This window comes from Bradyrhizobium sp. BR 1433 (genome assembly GCF_051547665.1).
GTDB lineage: Bacteria > Pseudomonadota > Alphaproteobacteria > Rhizobiales > Xanthobacteraceae > Bradyrhizobium > Bradyrhizobium australafricanum.
Genome location: NZ_JBPUGG010000001.1, coordinates 4,047,501 through 4,067,656 on the forward strand (window position 1 = coordinate 4,047,501; position 20,156 = coordinate 4,067,656).

12 protein-coding genes, 2 tRNA genes, 2 rRNA genes, 3 pseudogenes and 1 riboswitch (1 of these 20 only partly in view) are annotated in these 20,156 nt (G+C 63.1%); of the genes and pseudogenes, 9 read left to right on the forward strand and 10 right to left on the reverse strand.

Annotated features, from left to right (window positions below; genetic code table 11):
* The 4 genes from ACSKB9_RS19760 to ACSKB9_RS19775 form a co-directional block, all read right to left on the reverse strand.
* Positions 1-942, reverse strand: a 23S ribosomal RNA gene (locus ACSKB9_RS19760) (it extends 1,904 nt beyond the left edge of the window).
* Between the two features lie 418 nt (positions 943-1,360).
* Positions 1,361-1,436, reverse strand: a tRNA-Ala gene (locus ACSKB9_RS19765).
* A 35-nt stretch (positions 1,437-1,471) separates the two neighbouring features.
* Positions 1,472-1,548: transfer RNA gene (locus ACSKB9_RS19770), tRNA-Ile, on the reverse strand.
* Positions 1,549-1,759: 211 nt separating this feature from the next.
* A 16S ribosomal RNA gene (locus tag ACSKB9_RS19775) occupies positions 1,760-3,248 on the reverse strand.
* Together the 16S and 23S rRNA genes with 2 tRNA genes alongside form the textbook arrangement of a ribosomal RNA operon.
* Before the next feature lie 1,008 nt (positions 3,249-4,256).
* Here ACSKB9_RS19775 and ACSKB9_RS19780 point away from each other — a divergent pair.
* The 3 genes from ACSKB9_RS19780 (at position 4,257) to ACSKB9_RS19790 (ending at position 7,233) form a co-directional block, all read left to right on the forward strand.
* The gene (locus tag ACSKB9_RS19780) at positions 4,257-6,320 is read left to right on the forward strand and encodes a M23 family metallopeptidase (RefSeq protein WP_438075126.1); all 2,064 of its coding nucleotides are present in this window, start codon (positions 4,257-4,259) and stop codon (positions 6,318-6,320) included.
* Between the two features lie 208 nt (positions 6,321-6,528).
* Positions 6,529-6,891 (forward strand): SPW repeat protein, encoded by a 363-nt coding sequence (locus tag ACSKB9_RS19785; RefSeq protein WP_438075128.1) that lies wholly within the window; start codon positions 6,529-6,531, stop codon positions 6,889-6,891.
* 84 nt (positions 6,892-6,975) lie between these two features.
* Positions 6,976-7,233: a hypothetical protein gene (locus ACSKB9_RS19790; RefSeq protein ID WP_438075130.1), complete on the forward strand. Its 258-nt coding sequence runs from the start codon at positions 6,976-6,978 to the stop codon at positions 7,231-7,233.
* 16 nt (positions 7,234-7,249) lie between these two features.
* Here the strand turns inward: ACSKB9_RS19790 and ACSKB9_RS19795 are convergent, their stop codons facing one another.
* The 3 genes and pseudogenes from ACSKB9_RS19795 to ACSKB9_RS19805 form a co-directional block, all read right to left on the reverse strand.
* The gene (locus ACSKB9_RS19795; RefSeq protein WP_438075132.1) at positions 7,250-7,660 is read right to left on the reverse strand and encodes a hypothetical protein; all 411 of its coding nucleotides are present in this window, start codon (positions 7,658-7,660) and stop codon (positions 7,250-7,252) included.
* 293 nt (positions 7,661-7,953) lie between these two features.
* Positions 7,954-10,606 (reverse strand): annotated as a pseudogene (gene clpB, locus ACSKB9_RS19800) (ATP-dependent chaperone ClpB).
* Between the two features lie 191 nt (positions 10,607-10,797).
* The gene (locus ACSKB9_RS19805; protein ID WP_438075133.1) at positions 10,798-11,361 is read right to left on the reverse strand and encodes a helix-turn-helix domain-containing protein; all 564 of its coding nucleotides are present in this window, start codon (positions 11,359-11,361) and stop codon (positions 10,798-10,800) included.
* A 57-nt stretch (positions 11,362-11,418) separates the two neighbouring features.
* Here ACSKB9_RS19805 and ACSKB9_RS19810 point away from each other — a divergent pair, with 57 nt between their 5' ends.
* Together ACSKB9_RS19810 and ACSKB9_RS19815 are read left to right on the forward strand one after the other, a co-directional pair.
* Positions 11,419-11,934: an N-acetyltransferase family protein gene (locus ACSKB9_RS19810; protein ID WP_438075135.1), complete on the forward strand. Its 516-nt coding sequence runs from the start codon at positions 11,419-11,421 to the stop codon at positions 11,932-11,934.
* Between the two features lie 55 nt (positions 11,935-11,989).
* On the forward strand, positions 11,990-12,781 hold the full coding sequence (locus ACSKB9_RS19815; protein ID WP_438075137.1) for an MOSC domain-containing protein: 792 nt from the start codon (positions 11,990-11,992) through the stop codon (positions 12,779-12,781).
* A 41-nt stretch (positions 12,782-12,822) separates the two neighbouring features.
* On the opposite strand, the gene ACSKB9_RS19820 is transcribed toward ACSKB9_RS19815, so the two are convergent.
* A complete protein-coding gene (locus tag ACSKB9_RS19820) occupies positions 12,823-13,488 on the reverse strand; it encodes a TIGR02594 family protein (RefSeq protein WP_438075139.1) in 666 nt (221 codons plus the stop codon).
* Between the two features lie 230 nt (positions 13,489-13,718).
* Between ACSKB9_RS19820 and ACSKB9_RS19825 the strand changes: the two genes are divergently transcribed.
* A complete protein-coding gene (locus ACSKB9_RS19825) occupies positions 13,719-14,591 on the forward strand; it encodes an alpha/beta fold hydrolase (RefSeq protein ID WP_438075141.1) in 873 nt (290 codons plus the stop codon).
* A gap of 91 nt (positions 14,592-14,682) precedes the next feature.
* On the opposite strand, the gene metW is transcribed toward ACSKB9_RS19825, so the two are convergent.
* Positions 14,683-15,348 (reverse strand): methionine biosynthesis protein MetW, encoded by a 666-nt coding sequence (metW, locus tag ACSKB9_RS19830; protein WP_028341893.1) that lies wholly within the window; start codon positions 15,346-15,348, stop codon positions 14,683-14,685.
* Positions 15,345-16,551 (reverse strand): annotated as a pseudogene (gene metX, locus ACSKB9_RS19835) (homoserine O-acetyltransferase MetX). The gene metW and the pseudogene metX overlap by 4 nt, the downstream one beginning before the upstream one ends.
* Before the next feature lie 84 nt (positions 16,552-16,635).
* A riboswitch (SAM riboswitch) is annotated at positions 16,636-16,715 on the reverse strand.
* A 174-nt stretch (positions 16,716-16,889) separates the two neighbouring features.
* Between metX and ACSKB9_RS19840 the strand changes: the two are divergent.
* The 3 genes and pseudogenes from ACSKB9_RS19840 (at position 16,890) to ACSKB9_RS19850 (ending at position 19,872) form a co-directional block, all read left to right on the forward strand.
* Positions 16,890-17,738: pseudogene (locus tag ACSKB9_RS19840) on the forward strand (chorismate mutase).
* 99 nt (positions 17,739-17,837) lie between these two features.
* Entirely contained in the window at positions 17,838-18,935 is a 1,098-nt protein-coding gene (gene hisC, locus ACSKB9_RS19845; RefSeq protein ID WP_168859392.1) for a histidinol-phosphate transaminase, read from the forward strand.
* Between the two features lie 4 nt (positions 18,936-18,939).
* Positions 18,940-19,872, forward strand: coding sequence for a prephenate/arogenate dehydrogenase family protein (locus ACSKB9_RS19850; protein ID WP_438075143.1), 933 nt, complete (start codon positions 18,940-18,942; stop codon positions 19,870-19,872).
* Positions 19,873-20,156: the final 284 nt, after the last annotated feature.

Below are 20,156 nucleotides of genomic sequence, written 5' to 3' on the forward strand. Positions count from 1 at the left end.
ACCCCCTGAGGTATTCATCCGAGGCGATACCTAAATATCTTTCGCGGAGAACCAGCTATTTCCCAGTTTGATTGGCCTTTCACCCCTAACCACAAGTCATCGGAGCCTTTTTCAACAGGCACCCGTTCGGTCCTCCAGTGAGTGTTACCTCACCTTCAACCTGCTCATGGCTAGATCACTAGGTTTCGGGTCTAATACAACGAACTTGACGCCCTATTCAGACTCGCTTTCGCTACGCCTTCGCCTATCGGCTTAAGCTTGCTCGTTAAATTAAGTCGCTGGCCCATAATACAAAAGGTACGACGTCACCCAGAACGTATCTTGGGCTCCGTCTGTTTGTAGGTGTCCGGTTTCAGGTCTATTTCACTCCCCTCGTCGGGGTGCTTTTCACCTTTCCCTCACGGTACTGGTTCGCTATCGGTCGCTGAGGAGTACTTAGGCTTGGAGGGTGGTCCCCCCGTGTTCAGACAGGATTACACGTGTCCCGCCTTACTCGTGGATACATCATCGCATTACTCGTACGGGGCTATCACCCTCTAAGGCCCTGCTTTCCTGACAGGTTCCGATTGTCTTTGATGTATCACTGGCCTGGTCCGCGTTCGCTCGCCACTACTAACGGAGTCTCGATTGATGTCCTTTCCTCCAGGTACTTAGATGTTTCAGTTCCCTGGGTTTGCTTAAAACCTCCTATTTTATTCAGAGGTCTCATACCTTCTCTTGATAACCGGAAATCCAAAACCTCGCGGTTTGATTTCTCGCATTTCTGGTCGAACCCCAACACACAAGGTCTTGGAGTTCCGGCTATCGAAGGTGGGTTTCCCCATTCGGAAATCCGCGGATCAAAGCTTCTTCGCAGCTCCCCACGGCTTATCGCAGCGTAGCACGTCCTTCATCGCCTCTCAGCGCCAAGGCATCCACCGAACACCCTTAAGGCACTTGATTGCTCTCATTATCAATGTCCACACACTCGGCAGAATGTTGTCTGCACAACCGCCCGAAGACCGAAGTCTCAGGCACGCATCCTCGATGAATGCGATTGCGCAGCCGGACACTGACTAGAAAGACCAGCTTGCTTCGTAAGATCGGCCCGATAGCGAGGCGGTCAAGCTTCGCTAAAAGAGATCATTTACAACCCGCATCCAATCTTGCGATTGAAAGCGAGCGCCGAAATGATCCCGGAGATAATGAATGGCTCAGGCGAATTGCTTCGCTTGACCCAAACTCGGATCGATCTCCTCTTTACGATGTCAGAAAACACGCACGTCACCGTCCATCCGGACCAATGAGTGCGAAGTGATGTTTCGCGGACGATATGAACAGAGATTCCTGCAAAGGCGCATTCTCGAGCTTCAATTCCATCTGGTGGAGCCAGACGGGATCGAACCGACGACCTCATGCTTGCAAAGCACGCGCTCTCCCAGCTGAGCTATGGCCCCGTACCAGAAGACGAATGCTCCGCACTCGATCAAAATGGTGGGCCTGGGAAGACTTGAACTTCCGACCTCACGCTTATCAAGCGCGCGCTCTAACCAACTGAGCTACAAGCCCCTAACACGAGAGACATGCCGGCGCGCACTCGACCTGAAGTCGGTGCATCGCACAGCGCTCAGCCCCTGGCGCGTGTTCGTCCGCGAAGAAAGAGAAACGAAGACGGCGAAATCCCGCCAATGGAGCTCAACAATCCTGAAACTGTTGGCCCCTGAATGTTTCTAAAACGATCCGATAGATAGCGTGAGCTGATCTGAAGGATCATCCTTAGAAAGGAGGTGATCCAGCCGCAGGTTCCCCTACGGCTACCTTGTTACGACTTCACCCCAGTCGCTGACCCTACCGTGGCCGGCTGCCCCCTTTCGGTTAGCGCACCGTCTTCAGGTAAAACCAACTCCCATGGTGTGACGGGCGGTGTGTACAAGGCCCGGGAACGTATTCACCGTGGCGTGCTGATCCACGATTACTAGCGATTCCAACTTCATGGGCTCGAGTTGCAGAGCCCAATCCGAACTGAGACGGCTTTTTGAGATTTGCGAAGGGTCGCCCCTTAGCATCCCATTGTCACCGCCATTGTAGCACGTGTGTAGCCCAGCCCGTAAGGGCCATGAGGACTTGACGTCATCCCCACCTTCCTCGCGGCTTATCACCGGCAGTCTCCTTAGAGTGCTCAACTAAATGGTAGCAACTAAGGACGGGGGTTGCGCTCGTTGCGGGACTTAACCCAACATCTCACGACACGAGCTGACGACAGCCATGCAGCACCTGTCTCCGGTCCAGCCGAACTGAAGAACTCCGTCTCTGGAGTCCGCGACCGGGATGTCAAGGGCTGGTAAGGTTCTGCGCGTTGCGTCGAATTAAACCACATGCTCCACCGCTTGTGCGGGCCCCCGTCAATTCCTTTGAGTTTTAATCTTGCGACCGTACTCCCCAGGCGGAATGCTTAAAGCGTTAGCTGCGCCACTAGTGAGTAAACCCACTAACGGCTGGCATTCATCGTTTACGGCGTGGACTACCAGGGTATCTAATCCTGTTTGCTCCCCACGCTTTCGTGCCTCAGCGTCAGTATCGGGCCAGTGAGCCGCCTTCGCCACTGGTGTTCTTGCGAATATCTACGAATTTCACCTCTACACTCGCAGTTCCACTCACCTCTCCCGAACTCAAGATCTTCAGTATCAAAGGCAGTTCTGGAGTTGAGCTCCAGGATTTCACCCCTGACTTAAAGACCCGCCTACGCACCCTTTACGCCCAGTGATTCCGAGCAACGCTAGCCCCCTTCGTATTACCGCGGCTGCTGGCACGAAGTTAGCCGGGGCTTATTCTTGCGGTACCGTCATTATCTTCCCGCACAAAAGAGCTTTACAACCCTAGGGCCTTCATCACTCACGCGGCATGGCTGGATCAGGCTTGCGCCCATTGTCCAATATTCCCCACTGCTGCCTCCCGTAGGAGTTTGGGCCGTGTCTCAGTCCCAATGTGGCTGATCATCCTCTCAGACCAGCTACTGATCGTCGCCTTGGTGAGCCATTACCTCACCAACTAGCTAATCAGACGCGGGCCGATCTTTCGGCGATAAATCTTTCCCCGTAAGGGCTTATCCGGTATTAGCTGAAGTTTCCCTCAGTTGTTCCGAACCAAAAGGTACGTTCCCACGCGTTACTCACCCGTCTGCCGCTGACATATTGCTATGCCCGCTCGACTTGCATGTGTTAAGCCTGCCGCCAGCGTTCGCTCTGAGCCAGGATCAAACTCTCAAGTTGGACTTGAAACCTTGAACCGGCTGATCACAACGTTTGACGAGGTCCCACCATTCTTCGTCGACCGAAGTCAACGAGCCGCCTGCGATTCACATCGTTGGCAGCGATGGTGTAACCTTTAAAACGTGTACCGCCGAAGTCTTTCGTCCACTCTCAGAAGTCAAAAGCCGAAGCTTTCAAGTATTCCGAGAGACGCAAGGACTCCGCCGTCCACGTTTCTCTTTCTTCATCTTCACTTGTCAAACAGCCCGGGATCCGATGACCCCACACCCTTAGAGGGTGGTTCTACCCTTCACCGGCCGACGGTGAACTTCAACCGATTTATGTCGGCTGTTGTGTCACTCATCGAAGTGAGGAGCATCAGTGGCGCGTTCGCTCGCCTTGGTCAGTGACCCGGCGGCGCCGCGCTCAGTGGTTGGTTTATAGTCCGCACCCCTCGGGATTGTCAACGGCCATTGTCAACAAATCGTCGCACGCCCAAATCGCTTGTGCAGTGCGAAGAAATTCTCGTGCTTTCCGTGGCTTAGGTCGGAGGTAAAAATTCGCCACCCAGCCCTCGCGGCAAAAAACTTTAAAAAAAGTTCGTCGCCGGGGAGCCCGTGAGGCCCTCCAAAACGGGTTCCGACCGCCCCGGGGCCGGGCGGCGGGCATCGACCTGCTTTCAGGGAAGCTTTTCCACCTCAAATGCCGCACTTGAGCCACAATCCTGCGACGTTCTGGCTATAACGAATGCATTGAACCGCTCGTAACCTGTGGGGGCTGGGGCGGTTTTTCTGGGGGACCAGGCGATTTTCTCCAAGAATCCGTCGCCTCTTCCCTTCGCGGCCGAGCAACATCGAGAGATCTGCACACCATTGACGTTCGAGAGTGCGGCTAGCTAATGGCCATCGGCTTCTCGAATTCGATGCGTGTGGCTCGCCACACTGCCGAGATTCCTCTTCGGGGGATCAAGGTGGGGACGAGGACGAGCTGAGGTCGATCGCAGTTGCTGGAATTTGGGGGGATATCGGGTTGAGCCAACGGGCGTCACGCGGAAGCGGCATTGGGCGCGAGACCGGGATGATCGATCTCGGTCACGAACCGCCGCTTTCAGTCGACGGCACCGAGGCCGCGGTGATCGACCGCCGCCGTGTCTCCGTTCAATGGTTTAGCGGCACCATTCTGACTGGACTATGTGGCGCGGCCCTGATCGGCGGCGCCGTTTTTGCGTCGCTCGACGGCGAGATGACCTTCGCCAAGGTGCCGGAGCGCGTTGAAGGCGCGCTCCGCGGCGCGTTCACCGGCAACGATCGCGTCGTCAGCCTGCACAAAGGCGACCGCCTGCCGCCGCCCAGCGAATCCTCCGCCTCCCGCAGCCTGGTGCGCGTGTCGACCGTGACCCGCGTCGGCAATCGCGACGTGATGCGGGTGCGGCCCTTCATCCGAATTTCCGGCAATCTCTCGATGACCACGAGCGATCTGTCGGCAAAAATCCCTGCGTTCAATGCGCAGCGTCTGCTGACCGATGTCGGCTCCGACACGCCGGCGGCGGCCGAGGATCCGAATGCCGCGGCCGAGCCCGACGCCGAGGTCTCGTTCGTCACCAAGGATCTCGGCTCCGTGCTGCCGAAAGCCAAGCTCGCCGCCGTCGTCGCGCTCGACGACGTGCTGATGCGGGTCCGTGACGCCGCCAACTGGCGCGGCTCCGGCGGCTCGGTGCGCTACGCTTCACTCGCCAATGCCGCGGCTGACGCGAGCGGCGCCGGCCCCGACATGAGGATGGCCTACGCCACCGAGGGCAACACCTCCGATCCCTATGCCGGCTTCGAGACCCGCGTGGTGCCGGAGAACGTCACCCTGCTGCCGAAGACCAAAGAGCAGGTCACCGGCGGCAATCCGGTCGGTGAACGGGTTCACGTCGTCAGGAAGGGCGACAGCATCACCTCGATCCTGCGCGATCAGGGCGCAACGCCCGAGGAGGCGAAGGCGATCGCCGCGACGCTCGGTCCGCGCGGCCGCGACGGCGGCCTGAAGGAAGGCCAGAAGGTACGAATCCTGATGGCGCCGGCCGCTCCCGGACCGAATGTCAGGCTGCAGCCCTATCGCGTGATCGTCGCCAACGAATCCGTCATCGAGGCCGTCGCCGCACTGTCCGATCTCGGCAAATACGTTGCCGTTGACGTGCAGAGCATGAACACCGTCACCGAGACCGCCGACAATTCCAGCGACGATGACGAGGATGATGGCAGCGGCGTGCGGCTCTATCAGAGCATTTACGAGACCGCGCTGCGCAACAAGGTGCCGCCGACCGTCATCGAAGACATGGTCAAGATCTACTCCTACGACGTCGATTTCCAGCGCAAGGTCCAGCCCGGCGACTCGTTCGACGTGTTCTTTGCCGGCGAGGACGAGGGCGTCACCAGCACCGAAAAGACCGAAGTGCTCTACGCCGCGCTGACCGTGGGCGGCGAGACCAAGAAATACTACCGATTCCAGAGCTCGGACGACGGCCTCGTCGATTACTATGACGAGACCGGCAAGAGCGCGAAGAAGTTCCTGGTGCGCAAGCCGGTCAACAACGCGATCATGCGTTCGGGCTTCGGCGGCCGCCGCCACCCGATCCTCGGCTATGTGAAGATGCACACCGGCGTCGACTGGGCCACCGCCTACGGCACGCCGATCTTCGCGTCCGGCAACGGCGTGCTCGAGAAGGTCGGATACGAGGGCGGTTACGGCAAATATATCCGCATGAAGCATGCCAATGGCTACGAGACGGCCTACGGCCACATGTCGGCCTTCGCCAAGGGCATGGAGATCGGCAAGAAGGTGCGGCAGGGCCAGGTGATCGGCTTCGTCGGCTCGACCGGCCAGTCGACCGGCCCGCATGTCCACTACGAAATCCTGGTCAACGGCCGATTCGTCGACCCGATGCGCGTGAAGCTGCCGCGCGGCCGTTCGCTCGAAGGCCCGATGCTGGCGAACTTCGAGAAGGAGCGCGACCGGATCGAGGCCCAGATGTCCAGCCGCGGCAGCTCGCGAATCGTCTCGGACGCCACTGGCAGCACCCCGATGGCGCGGTCTACCAGCAACCGCTGATCATTCCCCAGGCCACACGGGCCGTCCGACAACGCCGCGGCGCTTTCTTTGGAAGCTGATTGCCCTTTGGAAGCTGACTGCCGCGTCAAAACACGCGCCGCCGGAGGCCACTGGCGGCGATTTCGGCCAAAATTTCGCGGAACAAGACGGGAACCCGGACGGCGGTCGTCCAGTTGATTCGCAGGTGAAACCTCCATTGGAGGGTGTCATGGAGAACTGGACGAACGCAAAACTGTGCGACGTCGCAAACCTGATCCTCGGCGCCATCCTCTTCTCGTCGCCTTGGCTGTTCAATTTCGACGGTGGAAGGGTTTCCGCCAACGCCCATATCGTCGGCATTGTGATGGCAATTCTTGCGATCGCCGCGCTCGCGGCCTTCGCGGTCTGGGAGGAGTGGCTGAACCTCATCGTCGGGCTTTGGGCGCTGGTCTCGCCGTGGGTCCTTGGTTTCCAGGGAGCCACAACCGCGATGACCGTGCACGTTGTCATCGGCATCGCAGTCGCGGTCCTTGCGGCGATCGAGCTCTGGGTAATGTCCCAGCATCCGCCCCGGCTCACGACGCACAGCTGAGGCATTGAACTCACGCATCCTTACCCGATGGCCGCGATGGCCGCCGGGTAAGGGCATCTCTGTGTGCAATGAGGATTTGCAACCATGACCCAGCTCACCCGCGACGACGTACTGAAGGCCGTCGGCCACGCCGATGACGTCACGATCGCTAGGATCATCGCATCCGGGGCAACAATCACCGAGCTTGCCGAGGCGCAGGCCTGGCTCGCCAATGACGAGCCGCTGATGAATGCCGGCAAGCCGCTGGCCACCGGCCGCGCCCGCGAGCTGGTCGACATCCTGTCCGAACTCGAGCCCAGCGAGGACGACGAGCCGTCACCGCCCATCGCCCCGCAGGAATGACGGGTCCTGGCAAGATTTACGGCGCGAGGCTGGCGCAGATCAGGAACACGATTCCGATCGCGGTCAGCCCGAATGCGACCGATGCGAGCGGAAGCAGCATGTCGATCGCGGCATCGGTGCTGTTGATGGTGCTGCCCCAGACCGCGAATTTGCCTCCCCGCCACTCGCGGAACGGAATCGATCGCTGATGCAGGTCGTGCCGGTAGTCATATTTCTGCCAGATCTGCGAGAGCAGCCACGGCAGGAGCACCGCGACAAGCAGCAACACGCTGACGAACATCAGCGATAGCTCGACGTCGTCCTGGCGGTCGAACAGTATCCAAGCCGCCAACGCGAACCACGCGACCAGGCAGACGGCTGCGCCGTAGACGCGGGGATGAAGCTCGTCATAGACGGGACGGTTATGGGCGATGAGTTCCCTGGTCATGAGATTCGCCTTCTGCTGAGGGCGACCGGCGGTGTGGCTTTGCAGGATGATGCAAGGTGGCGCGCGAATCAGCGCTGCGATTGGGGCCAGATAGTTCCTTTGCAGCTGCGCGGGACGCTGCCACGCCAGCCGATCATTCAGGATGAAAACGAACGCCGTCCCGAGGCGGTTTCATTAATTCGAGCTCACAAAACCGGCCGCCGAACAGGAACTCCGTCGCATGCGGCCCGCCGATGTCATGGCGATGGATGCGGCCTGTCGCCAGGCCGCATCCGGTTTCGCTATCGAAACGCTCAGTTCAGCTTGCGCTTCGAGACCGGGGCCTCGAACTGCACGATCTCGGCGGTTTTGGGCACCTGACCGTTGAAGGTCAGCACGTTGCCCTTCTCCGAGATCACGACATGATCGCCGTCCTTGACCTCGCCGGCGAGGATCATCTCGGCCAGCGGATCCTGCACACTGCGCTGGATCACCCGCTTCAGCGGGCGGGCGCCGTAAGCCGGATCCCAGCCCTTCTCCGCGAGCCAGTTGCGCGCCTTCAGCGTCCAGCGTGAGCTCGATCTTGCGATCCTCGAGCAGCTTGGTCAGCCGCGCGAACTGGATCTCGACGATGCGGCCCATCTCGCTCTTCTGCAGGCGGTGGAACAGGATGATCTCGTCGATGCGGTTCAGGAATTCCGGCCTGAAATGCGCCCGCACGACGCCCATCACCTGATCGCGGACCGCCGCGGTGTCCTCGCCCTCCGGCTGATTTACCAGCAACTCCGAACCGAGATTCGAAGTCATGATGATCAGCGTGTTGCGGAAGTCGACGGTGCGGCCCTGACCATCGGTCAGGCGGCCGTCGTCGAGCACCTGCAACAGCACGTTGAAGACGTCGGGATGCGCCTTCTCGATCTCGTCGAACAGCACCACCTGATAGGGCCGCCGCCGCACCGCTTCGGTCAGGGCCCCGCCCTCGTCGTAGCCGACATAGCCGGGAGGCGCGCCGATCAGCCGCGAGACCGAGTGCTTCTCCATGTACTCGGACATGTCGAGGCGGACCATCGCGGTCTCGTCGTTGAACAGGTCAGCGGCGAGCGCCTTGGTCAGCTCGGTCTTGCCGACGCCGGTGGGGCCTAAGAACATGAACGAGCCGGTCGGCCGGTTCGGATCCTGCAGGCCGGCGCGGGCACGGCGCACGGCGGTCGCCACCGCACGCACGGCTTCGGCCTGGCCGACGACGCGCTTGGCGAGACTATCCTCCATTTTCAGGAGCTTGTCCTTTTCGCCCTCCAGCATCTTGTCGACCGGCACGCCGGTCCAGCGCGAGACGACCTGCGCGATATGGTTGGCGGTGACCGCCTCCTCCATCATCTCGCCGCCGTTCGGCTTGCTGTTCGCTTGCGCCTCGATATCGGCGAGCTTCTTTTCCAGCTCGGGAATCCGGCCATAGGCCAGCTCGCCCGCCTTCTGGAATTCGCCGCGACGCTGCGCATTGGCCAGCTCGACGCGGAGCGCATCGAGTTCGCTCTTCAACTTCTGGGCATTGGAGAGCTTGTTCTTCTCCGCGCTCCAGCGCGCCGTCAGCGCCGTCGACCGCTCCTCCAGCCCGGCGAGCTCCTTCTCCAGGGTCTGCAAGCGGCTCTTGGAGCCGGCATCGTTCTCCTTCTTCAGCGCCTCCTGCTCGATCTTCAGCCGGATGATGTCGCGATCGAGCGAATCGAGCTCTTCCGGCTTCGAATCAACCTGCATCTTCAGCCGCGCCGCCGCCTCGTCCATCAGGTCGATGGCCTTGTCGGGCAGGAAGCGGTCGGTGATGTAGCGGTTCGACAGCGTGGTCGCCGCCACCAGCGCGGAGTCGGTGATGCGCACGCCGTGATGCTGCTCGTACTTGTCCTTGAGGCCGCGCAGGATCGAGATGGTGTCCTCGACCGTCGGCTCGCTGACATAGATCGGCTGGAACCGGCGGGCCAGCGCCGCATCCTTCTCGACATGCTTGCGGTACTCGTCGAGCGTGGTCGCACCGATACAGTGCAGCTCGCCGCGCGCGAGCGCCGGCTTCAACAGGTTGGACGCGTCCATCGCGCCGTCGGTCTTGCCGGCGCCGATCAGCGTGTGCATCTCGTCGATGAACAGGATGATGCCGCCCTCGGCGGTCGAGACCTCCTGCAGGACCGACTTCAGCCGCTCCTCGAACTCGCCGCGATATTTCGCGCCGGCGATCAGGGCGCCCATGTCGAGCGACAGCAGCTTCTTGTCCTTCAGGCTCTCCGGCACGTCGCCGTTGAGGATGCGCAGCGCCAGGCCCTCGACGATGGCGGTCTTGCCGACGCCGGGCTCACCGATCAGGACGGGATTGTTCTTGGTCCGCCGCGACAGAACTTGAATCGTGCGGCGGATCTCCTCGTCGCGGCCGATCACCGGGTCGAGCTTGCCGTCGCGCGCAGCCTGGGTCAGGTCGCGGGCATATTTCTTCAGCGCGTCGTAAGCGTTCTCGGCGGTCGCACTGTCAGCAGTGCGGCCCTTGCGCAGCGCTTCGATCGCCGCGTTCAGGTTCTGCGCCGTGACGCCGCCCTTGCTCAGAATGCTTGCCGCCTCGCTGCCCTTCTCGAGCGTGAGCCCGAGCAGCAGCCGCTCGACGGTGACAAAACTGTCGCCGGCCTTGTCGGCGGCCTTTTCCGCCGCATCGAAGGCGCGCGCCAGCTCCGGCGACAGGTAGACCTGTCCGGCGCCATTGCCCGAGACCTTCGGCAGCTTGTTCAGCGCCTCTTCGGTCGCTTTCAGGATCGCTCTGGAATTGCCGCCGGCACGGTCGATCAGACCGCCGGCGAGCCCCTCATTGTCGTCCAGCAGCACCTTCAACAGATGCAGCGGCGAGAACTGCTGGTGACCGTCGCGCATTGCGAGCGACTGGGCAGACTGGATGAATCCGCGCGCGCGCTCGGTGTACTTCTCAATGTTCATTCGTTTTCCCTCGGCCTGCCATCGTCACCCATTCAGGCATGACAACGGCATCTTCATTGGGTTTCCGCGGGCCGCGTTGACGTTCCTCAACCAGCCTCTGGTCGTCGCCATCATTGTTCAGGCTTGCCGCAGATGTGGGCACTTGGTTCCAAAACGGAAGAGCCACAGCCTGCGATTTCACCCGATGAAGCTCAGCGCCGCACGATGGCGACAAGGTAGCGGCAGGGCTGAGCCGTTTCGTTACGGAAGACGATGTCCGACGGCGGACCGAGCTCGACGCGGTCGCCCGCAGCGAGCTCATGGCGCTCCGCCCCTTCCATCAAGGTGAGGCGGCCGCTGATCACCCAGACCACCTGGCGGACCAGGTGATAGGCGCTGGCGGGGAAGCCGGCTTCCTGCCTCGCAGGCAGCTCGATCTCCACCAGCTCCAGCGGATTGGCCGGATGCAGGAACACCTGCCGCCGCAGATAGGCCGCCTTCGGATCGCGCCACACCGGCTGATCCTTGGCCCGCTGCAGGCGGGAATTGTGTGAGGCAACCTCGAACAACGCGGCCATGGTCAGACCGTAGGCCGTGGCGATCCGCGACAGCGTCGCCGCCGTCGGGCTTGCCTCCGCCCGCTCGATCTTGCTCAGCATGGCCTTGGACACGCCGGCCCGCCCGGCGAGGTCCGCCAGCGACCAGCCGCGGCCCTCCCGTTCGGCGCGAACCCGCCGCCCGAGAGCCTCATCGGCGCTGTCCTCTATAATTGACATATTGTCTTATATAGTAGACGATGGGGTCCATTCAAGAGGCGCGTCAAGGAACCACCGATGATTATCCGCCCCGCCACCGAGCAGGACATCCCTGAGATTACCGCGATCTTCAACGAGGCGGTCGCCAACTCGAACGCGATCTGGACGGAGAAGCAGGATTCCGAGGCCGAGAGGCTGGCCTGGATGACGGCGCGGCAGGCTCTGGGCTATCCCGTGCTGGTGGCCGTCGAGGGGACGACGGTGCTCGGCTACGGCACATTCGGCGACTTCCGGGCCTTCCCGGGTTACCGCTACAGCGTCGAGCACAGCGTCTATATCCATGCCGATCATCGCGGCCGCGGCCTCGGCCGGATCATCGTCGACGAGCTGATCGCCGCGGCCACCGCGCTCGGCAAGCACGTCATGATCGCCGGCATCGACGGCGGCAATCCCGCCTCGCTGCGGCTGCACGCGCAGGCCGGCTTTGTCGAGGTCGCCCGGATGCAGGAGGTCGGACGCAAGTTCGGCCGCTGGCTCGATCTCGTGTTCATGCAGCGCCTGCTGGACACTCCCGGAGCGGCGCGCGCCGACTAGTACCTTCCCGCGGCCGGCAGTTCTCCTCGCCCGCCAAACAGGCTAGAGCGAGCGGATGGACAACACACACGCTCCCTCCGCCAGGATCACCGGCATCTATCGCTACCCCGTCAAGGGCCTCACGCCCGAGTCGCTGCCGCACGCAGAGCTCAAGATCGGTGAGACGCTCCGCTCCGATCGCCGCTATGCGATCGAGAACGGCCCGAGCGGTTTCGATCCCTCGGCGCCGAAATGGCTGCCGAAACCGCATTTCCTGATGCTGCAGCGGGACGAGTGGCTGGCGCCGCTGCGTGCCCATTTCGACGATGACAGCCACGTGCTGACGCTGCGCCGGGATGGCGCGATGGTGGCCCAGGGCGACCTCGAGACCGCGGAAGGCCGCGCCGTGATCGAGCGCTATTTCGCCGATCATCATACCGGCCAGATCAAGGGGCCGCCCAGGGTGCTGGTCAGCCCCGGGCACAGCTTCTCTGACGTGTCGCGCAAGGTGGTCTCGATCATCAATCTGGCGAGCCTGCGGGCGATCGAGGAGATGGTGCAGGCGCCGGTCCATCCGCTGCGCTTCCGCGCCAACCTCTATGTCGAGGGCTGGCCGGCCTGGCATGAAGCCAGCCTGCTCGACCAGACCATTGCGATCGGCAGCGCCCGGGCCAGGGTGGTGAAGCGCATCACCCGCTGCGCCGCGGTCAATGTCGATCCCGATACCGGCGCGCGCGACCTCTCGGTGCCGAACACGCTGATGCAGCGCTTCGGCAATAATGAATGCGGCATCTATGCCGAGATCATCAGCGATGGCGGCGCCGCCGCCGGCGACACGATTGCCGCCGAGGGACCTGTAGCGTCGTAGGCCGGGCAAGGCGCGTACGCGCCCTGCCCGCTTTCGAGCGATCAGTTGGTCGGCATCACATAGGCGTAGATGCGGCCACGCGAGACCCGCGTCTCGCGGACGCGGTGGCCACTGTTGCCCGAGATCATGATCGGATTGCCCTTGGCATCGACGCCGGTGATGATGCCGACATGGCCGCCGCCGCGACGGCTCATCACGGCGATGGCGCCGACCTGCGGTCCCGAAACGCGCGTGCCGTATTTGGCGAACGAGCTCGCCATGTCAGAGCCGGTGCCGCGATGGCCGGTGTGCTGCAGCACCATGTTCATGAAGCGGGCGCACCACAGGCTGGAGCGGCCGGTCGGATTGCCGCCGAGATAGCGGCGCGCCTCGGCGACGATACCGGACGAGCCGAAGTCGCCTGCCGCGCTGACGCCGCCGGTATTGGGCACTGGGTCAGCGCTGCCGGGCAACGGCGCCGCATTGGTTTCGACGATCCCGCCCGGCTGCTCGAGTGCGCGGCGCTCGGCGCGCGACAGCCGCGCTGCCTGCCGATAATGACGATGTGCATAGTGACCCGCGTGATGGCCGGCATGGGCCGAATGCGCGTGACGTGAATGATGCGGACGGGCGGATGCCGGAGCGGCGGAGATCACGGCGAGAGTGAGCGAACACAGAGCCAGCGCCAAAACACAAAGCGACCGGCGACACGCAAGCAACTGAACCATACTTCACTAGATCCTCTGTAACGCCCCCTAACTCCCCGTCGCGTTCCGGGGGAACACGGCGGTTGTTTTGAAAATCGGGATGGCGCGAGGAAGATTTCATGCGGCACTGCGGGAACAATTTCTGGGTCATTCCGCGATGATTCGATGACGAGAAAGGAACCGGAACTGCCGCATTGCGGCCTCGAAAATTAACTGCAAATCTGGAGGCGGCCAACGAGAGGAGAATTTCAATGCCCTACGCCACGACGAAAGATCATGTCCGTCTTCATTTCGAAGAGGCCGGCAGCGGAACCCCGATCATCTTCCTGCACGAGTTCGCCGCTGATCACACCAATTGGGAGCCGCAGATGCGCTACTTCGCGCGCGGCCACCGCTGCATCGCCTATTCGGCGCGCGGTTACACGCCGTCCGACGTGCCTGCGAGTGCCGACGTCTACACCTACCAGCACTTCCATACCGACGCGCTCGCCGTGCTCGACCATCTCGGCCTCACCAAGGCGCATTTCGTCGGGCTCTCGATGGGCTCCTATTCGTCGCTGCAGGTCGCCCTCAACGCGCCGGAGCGCGCGCTGTCGATGACGCTGGCCGCCGTCGGCTCCGGCTCCAGCCTCGAGAATCTCGATGCCTTCCGCGCGCAGTGCCGTGCCAATGCCGAGCAATATGAGAGCATCGGCGCGGTCGAGGTCGCCAAGGTGACGCGCGAGGCGCCGAGCCGGATTCCGTTCCTGGTCAAGGATCCGCGCGGCCACGCCGATTTCTACGCCGCGCTCGCCCGCCACGACGCCAGAGGCTCAGCCAACACGATGCGCAGCTTCCAGGGCGGTCGGCCCTCGATCTACACCATGACCGACGCCATCAAGCGCGCCGCGACGCCGGCGCTGATCTTGTGCGGCGACGAGGACGACAATTGCATCGCGCCCAGCATGTTCCTGAAGCAGCATCTGCCGGCCGCCGGCCTCTCGTTCTTCCCGAAGTCGGGCCACGTCCTCAACCTCGAGGAGCCGGCGCTGTTCAACGAGATGGTCGAGCGCTTCATCGCGCTGGTCGAAGCCGGCCGCTGGCCGGTGCGCGATCCGCGGTCGCTGGTGGCGGCGCCGGTGTAGTCCTGTCATTCCGGGGCGATGCGCAGCATCGAACCCGGAATCTCGAGATTCCGGGTTCACGCTTCGCGTGCCCCGGAATGACGCCATGACGTCACTTCCCCTGCCCACCCCGGCTGAGCAGGAACACGCCCTGCTCGCCGAACATGTTCCACACCCACCACGGCAGGTTGAGCGGCACCGGACGGCCGTAGAGATCGAGCGCCACCGCGCGCTCCATCTTGACGTTGATCTCCTCGCAGAGCTGCACGAAATCCTTGATGGTGCAGAAGTGGATGTTCGAGGTGTCGTACCAGCTCGCCGGCAAATTCTCGGTGCGCGGCATGTGGCCGCCGATCAGAAGCTGCAGCCGCATCTTCCAGAACCCGAAATTCGGGAACGAGACGATGGCGCGCTGGCCAATCCGCAGCAGATTCTCCAGCACCACCTTGGGCTGCCGCGTCGCCTGCAAGGTCTGCGACAGGATCACGTAGTCGAACGCATCGTCGGGATAGTTGACGAGATCGGTGTCGGCATCGCCCTGCACCACGGCGAGCCCCTTGGCGACGCAGCCATTGACGCCCTCGCGTGACAGCTCAATTCCGCGGCCGTCGATGCCGCGGCTTTCCAAGAGCTGCAACAGCTCGCCATCGCCGCAGCCGACATCGAGCACGCGCGAGCCCGGCCGCACCATGTCGGCGACCAGCAGATGATCGGTGCGATGGCCGCCGGTCCGCTCCGGCGCGATGCCCGGCAAGGGCAATGTCTGCTGCATGCTCATGACTGGCCGCCGTCCTTCAGTCCGCGCGCCTTGGCTGCGGCCGGCAGGAAGGCACGGGAGATCTCGAGGAATTCGGGCACGTCGAGCAGGAAGGCATCGTGCCCCTTGTCGGTCTCGATCTCGGCGAACGACACCCGCGCGCTCGACGCGTTCAGCGCATGCACCAGCGCGCGCGATTCCGAGGTCGGAAACAGCCAGTCGCTGGTGAACGACACCACGCAGAACCGCGTTTGGATGCCGGTGAACGCCTTCGCCAGCACGCCGTTGTGGTCGGCGGCGATGTCGAAATAGTCCATCGCGCGGGTCAGATCAGAGATCGGAGTTGGCATCGAAGCGCTCGACAAAGGACGAGCCCTGGTAGCGCAGATAGCTCTCGACCTGGAAATCCGCATCGAACGAGAAGGTCGGCAGCTCGCGGTCCTGCATCCGCCGTCCGAACTTGCGGTGCAGCGCGGCGTCCGAGAGATAGGTGATGTGCGCGGCCATCCGCGCCACCGCCAATCCGCGGTGCGGATGGGTGTCCTCGTCGACATAGCGGCCGCCGCGCCAGTCCGGATCGGCCATCACGGCCTGGCGGCCGAGCTCGTGGAACGCGATGTTCTGCGCCGAGTGGCGCGTCGAGCAGGCGATCGCGAGCGTCGAGAACACGCGCTCCGGATAGGCCGCGGTCCATTGCAGGACCTGCATGCCGCCCATCGAGCCGCCGACCACGCAGAACAGCGTCGTGATGCCGAGACGATCGATCAGCATCGCCTGCGCACGCACCATGTCGGGGATGGTGATGATCGGGAAATCGAGTCCCCACACCTTGCCGGTCGCGGGGTTCAACGACGCAGGGCCGGTCGAGCCCATGCAGCCGCCGATCACATTGGAGCAGATGATGAAGTACTTGTCGGGATCGATCGGCCGGCCGATGCCGACCATGGTCTCCCACCAGCCGGGCTTGCCAGTGACGGGATGGATGTTGTTGACATGCTGATCGCCGGTCAGCGCGTGGCAGACCAGGATCGCGTTGGAGCGGTCGGCATTGAGCTCGCCATAGGTCTGGTAGGCGATCTGGAATGGTGCGAGATCGACGCCGCAATCGAGCTTGAGCGGCTGGTCCATCCCGAACTTCGCCACCAATGACGACGGATGGTCGGCCTCATGGGCGCGATCATCGCTCGGGGTTTGTGGGCTCGGTATCGGACGCACGTTGCTCATCTAGGCGACCCTGCCTCCGCGCGGGAGGCTCGACGGACCTCAGGCCAATAAAAAACCCGGCCTGAACAAAGGTTCGGCCGGGAGCTGATAAGGTCCCCGGCCTGTTTAGCGAGTTGTTTAACGTGGCTGCAAGCCGGCCGGCTCAAATGACCACGGGACGCAGGGAACGTAGTCCCCATGCCCCCCGCCGTCAAGACAGCCCCGTCCACGGCCGATTGGTTAACCGAATGCGCAAGGCACGCCTGCGACGTTTCTCTTTGCTTTCGCTGCCCGTCTTTCCTAATCAGGGACCCTGTCCGATGCGGCAACGGGCCGCCCTGACGACAAGGTTTGAGAGCATGTCCAACCCACCCCCGTCGCCGCCCTCGCTGCAGGATCTGCGCAAGGAGATCGATGCGATCGACGAGCAGGTACACCGCCTGTTGATGGCGCGCGGCGACATCATCGACCGCCTGATCCAGGTCGAGAGACCCAGGAGGTCGGCTCGGCATTCCGCCCGGCACGCGAGGCCAGCATGATGCGCGAGCTGGTGCGGCGTCATCGCGGCATCCTGCCGCTCGACACCATCGAGAGCATCTGGCGCGTCATCATCTCGACCTTCACCTATGTGCAGGCGCCGTTCGCGGTGCATGCCGATGTTTCGGTCGGCAAGTCGGCCATGCGCGAACTCGGCGCGGTTTCACTTCGGCTTCGTGGTGCCTTACGTGTCGCATTTCAGCGCACAGGCCGCGGTCGAGGCGGTGGCGAAGTCGAAGGGCGACCTCGCGCTGGTCTCCGCGATCGCAAGCCGTACGGCGTGGTGGAATGCGCTCGAGGCCAGTGGCGCGCCGAAGATCATCGCGCGGCTGCCGTTCCTCGAACGCGCCGACCATCCCGCCGCGCTGCCGGTGTTCGTGATCTCGCGGGTCGCCGACGACGCCATGGTCACCGAAGTGCAGACCTGGAGCGTGCGCGTCTCCGGCTGGAACGCCGATGTCGCCCGGGCGCTTGCGCCGCTCGCCGAGATCGTCGCGGTCCCCGACACCGCTTTCGACGGCGCGGCGCTCCTGGTCTCGGTCACCGGACACGATTTCGAGGCCATCAAGCTCGCCCTGATCAAGGCCGGCGCCTCGGTCCGCTCGTCGGCCCTCGTCGGCAGCCACGCAACGCGCTATACGGTGCCCTCTAACGGATCGGCCAGGACCTGAAGTAAGAGCCAGCCGCCCGTCCAGGCTTTTGTTTTGACGCGTTTTCTTCACGCGAACCGGTATCCACTTCGCTCGAAAACGCTCTGTTCGGAGTTGATGATGTCCCGCCCCGTGCCGAACCCCGGCATCCTCGATATTGCGCCCTACACGCCCGGCAAGAGCCCGGTGCCGGAACCGGGCCGCAAAGTGTTCAAGCTGTCCGCCAACGAGACGCCGTTCGGGCCGTCTCCGAAGGCGATCGCGGCCTACAAGGCGGCGGCTGACCATCTCGAGGACTATCCGGAAGGCACCTCGCGCGTGCTGCGCGAGGCGATCGGCCGCGCCTACGGGCTCGATCCCGACCGCATCATCTGCGGCGCCGGCTCCGACGAAATCCTCAACCTGCTGGCGCACACCTATCTCGCGCCCGGCGACGAGGCGATCTCGACCACCCACGGCTTCCTGGTTTACCCGATCGCCACCATGGCGAACGGCGCCAGGAACGTGATCGCGGCCGAGACCAATTTCACGGCCGACGTCGACGCCATACTCAAGGTGGTGACGCCGCGCACGAAACTGGTCTGGCTCGCCAACCCGAACAATCCGACCGGCACCTACATCCCGTTCGACGAGGTCAAGCGGCTGCGCGCCGCGCTGCCGTCGCATGTGCTGCTGGTGCTCGACGCCGCCTATGCCGACTACGTCTCGCGCAACGACTACGAGCTCGGCATCGAGCTGGTCGCGACCACGGACAACACGGTGGTGACGCACACCTTCTCGAAGATCCACGGCCTTGCGGCGCTGCGGATCGGCTGGATGTTCGGGCCGGCGCATATCGTCGATGCCTGCAACCGTATCCGCGGTCCGTTCAACGTCACGACGCCGGCGATGCTGGCGGCGGTGGCGGCGATCGAGGACTCGGCGCATGTGCAGATGTCGCGAACCCACACCGAACAATGGCGCAACTGGCTGACCGAGGAGATCGGCAAGCTCGGGCTGAAGGTGACGCCGAGCGTCGCCAATTTCGTGCTGATCCATTTCCCGACCGACAAGGGCAAGACCGCGGCGGAAGCCGACGCCTATCTCACACGGCGCGGCCTCGTGCTGCGCGCACTCAACAATTACAAGCTGCCGCATGCGCTGCGCATGACCATTGGCACCGAGGAGGCCAACCGCCTCGTGGTCGAGGGGCTGCGCGACTTCCTGGCCGGAAAGTGACATCGTGACCACCGCCCCGCTCTTCCAACGCATCGCGCTGATCGGCTTCGGCCTGATCGGCGGCTCGATCGCGCGCGGCGCGCGCGCGCAAGGGCTGGTCGGCGAGATCGTGACCACCGCGCGCTCGGAGAAGACGCGTGCGCGCGTCGCCGAACTCGGCATCGTTGATCGCGTCGTCGAGACCAACATCGAGGCGGTGAAGGATGCCGACCTCGTCATCCTCTGCATCCCGGTCGGCGCCTGCGGCCCGGTCGCCGCTGAGATCGCGCCGCATCTGAAGCCCGGCGCGATCATCTCCGACGTCGGCTCGGTGAAGGGCGCCGTCGTCAAGGACATGGCGCCGCATCTGCCTGACGGCGTCCACTTTGTCCCGGCGCATCCGGTGGCCGGCACCGAGCATTCGGGGCCGGATTCCGGCTTCGCCGAGCTGTTCATCAACCGCTGGTGCATCCTCACCCCGCCCGAAGGCACCGATCCCGCGGCGACCGACCGATTGCGAACGTTCTGGGCCGCGCTCGGCGCCAAGGTCGAGATCATGACGCCCGACCATCATGACCTCGTGCTCGCGATCACCAGCCATCTGCCGCATCTGATCGCCTACACCATCGTCGGCACCGCCGACGAGCTGGCGCAGGTGACGGAATCCGAGGTCATCAAATTCTCCGCCGGCAGCTTCCGCGACTTCACCCGCATCGCGGCCTCGGACCCGACGATGTGGCGCGACGTATTCCTCGCCAACAAGGACGCCGTGCTCGAGATGCTCGGCACCTTCAACGAGGATCTGTCGAAGCTGACCCGCGCGATCCGGCGCGGCGACGGCGAAGCGCTGTTCGACCACTTCACCCGCACCCGTGCCATCCGCCGCGGCATCGTCGAGACCGGCCAGGACTCCGCCGCACCCGACTTCGGCCGGCCGCATGCGAATTTGAAGACGTAAGCGGGACGACTTCTCTCCATTCGTCGTCCCGGCGAAAGCCGGACCCATACTCCGCGGCGGGTGTGGTTGACGGGACTCGTCGTCCCAGCATCGCGCAACAATGACCAGCTGTGGTTATGGGTCCGGCTTTCGCCGGGACGACACCGAGTGTGTTGCGCTGCTTGTGGGTCACACGTCCGCATTCTCGCGACATGAATCGCTGATTGCCCGTCGGATTGTGTCGCCGCAGGGCCGACCCACCTACCGGCGGACGGAGCGAGCTGATAGCCTCCAGCAGGAAAGCC

Coding starts and splice junctions, on each gene's coding strand:
- ACSKB9_RS19785 (WP_438075128.1), top strand. CDS start 6,529: ATGGAGAACTGGACGAACGCAAAACTGTGCGACGTCGCAAACCTGATC.
- ACSKB9_RS19790 (WP_438075130.1), top strand. CDS start 6,976: ATGACCCAGCTCACCCGCGACGACGTACTGAAGGCCGTCGGCCACGCC.
- ACSKB9_RS19795 (WP_438075132.1), bottom strand. CDS start 7,660: ATGACCAGGGAACTCATCGCCCATAACCGTCCCGTCTATGACGAGCTT.
- ACSKB9_RS19805 (WP_438075133.1), bottom strand. CDS start 11,361: ATGTCAATTATAGAGGACAGCGCCGATGAGGCTCTCGGGCGGCGGGTT.
- ACSKB9_RS19810 (WP_438075135.1), top strand. CDS start 11,419: ATGATTATCCGCCCCGCCACCGAGCAGGACATCCCTGAGATTACCGCG.
- ACSKB9_RS19815 (WP_438075137.1), top strand. CDS start 11,990: ATGGACAACACACACGCTCCCTCCGCCAGGATCACCGGCATCTATCGC.
- ACSKB9_RS19820 (WP_438075139.1), bottom strand. CDS start 13,488: ATGGTTCAGTTGCTTGCGTGTCGCCGGTCGCTTTGTGTTTTGGCGCTG.
- ACSKB9_RS19825 (WP_438075141.1), top strand. CDS start 13,719: ATGCCCTACGCCACGACGAAAGATCATGTCCGTCTTCATTTCGAAGAG.
- metW (WP_028341893.1), bottom strand. CDS start 15,348: ATGAGCATGCAGCAGACATTGCCCTTGCCGGGCATCGCGCCGGAGCGG.
- hisC (WP_168859392.1), top strand. CDS start 17,838: ATGTCCCGCCCCGTGCCGAACCCCGGCATCCTCGATATTGCGCCCTAC.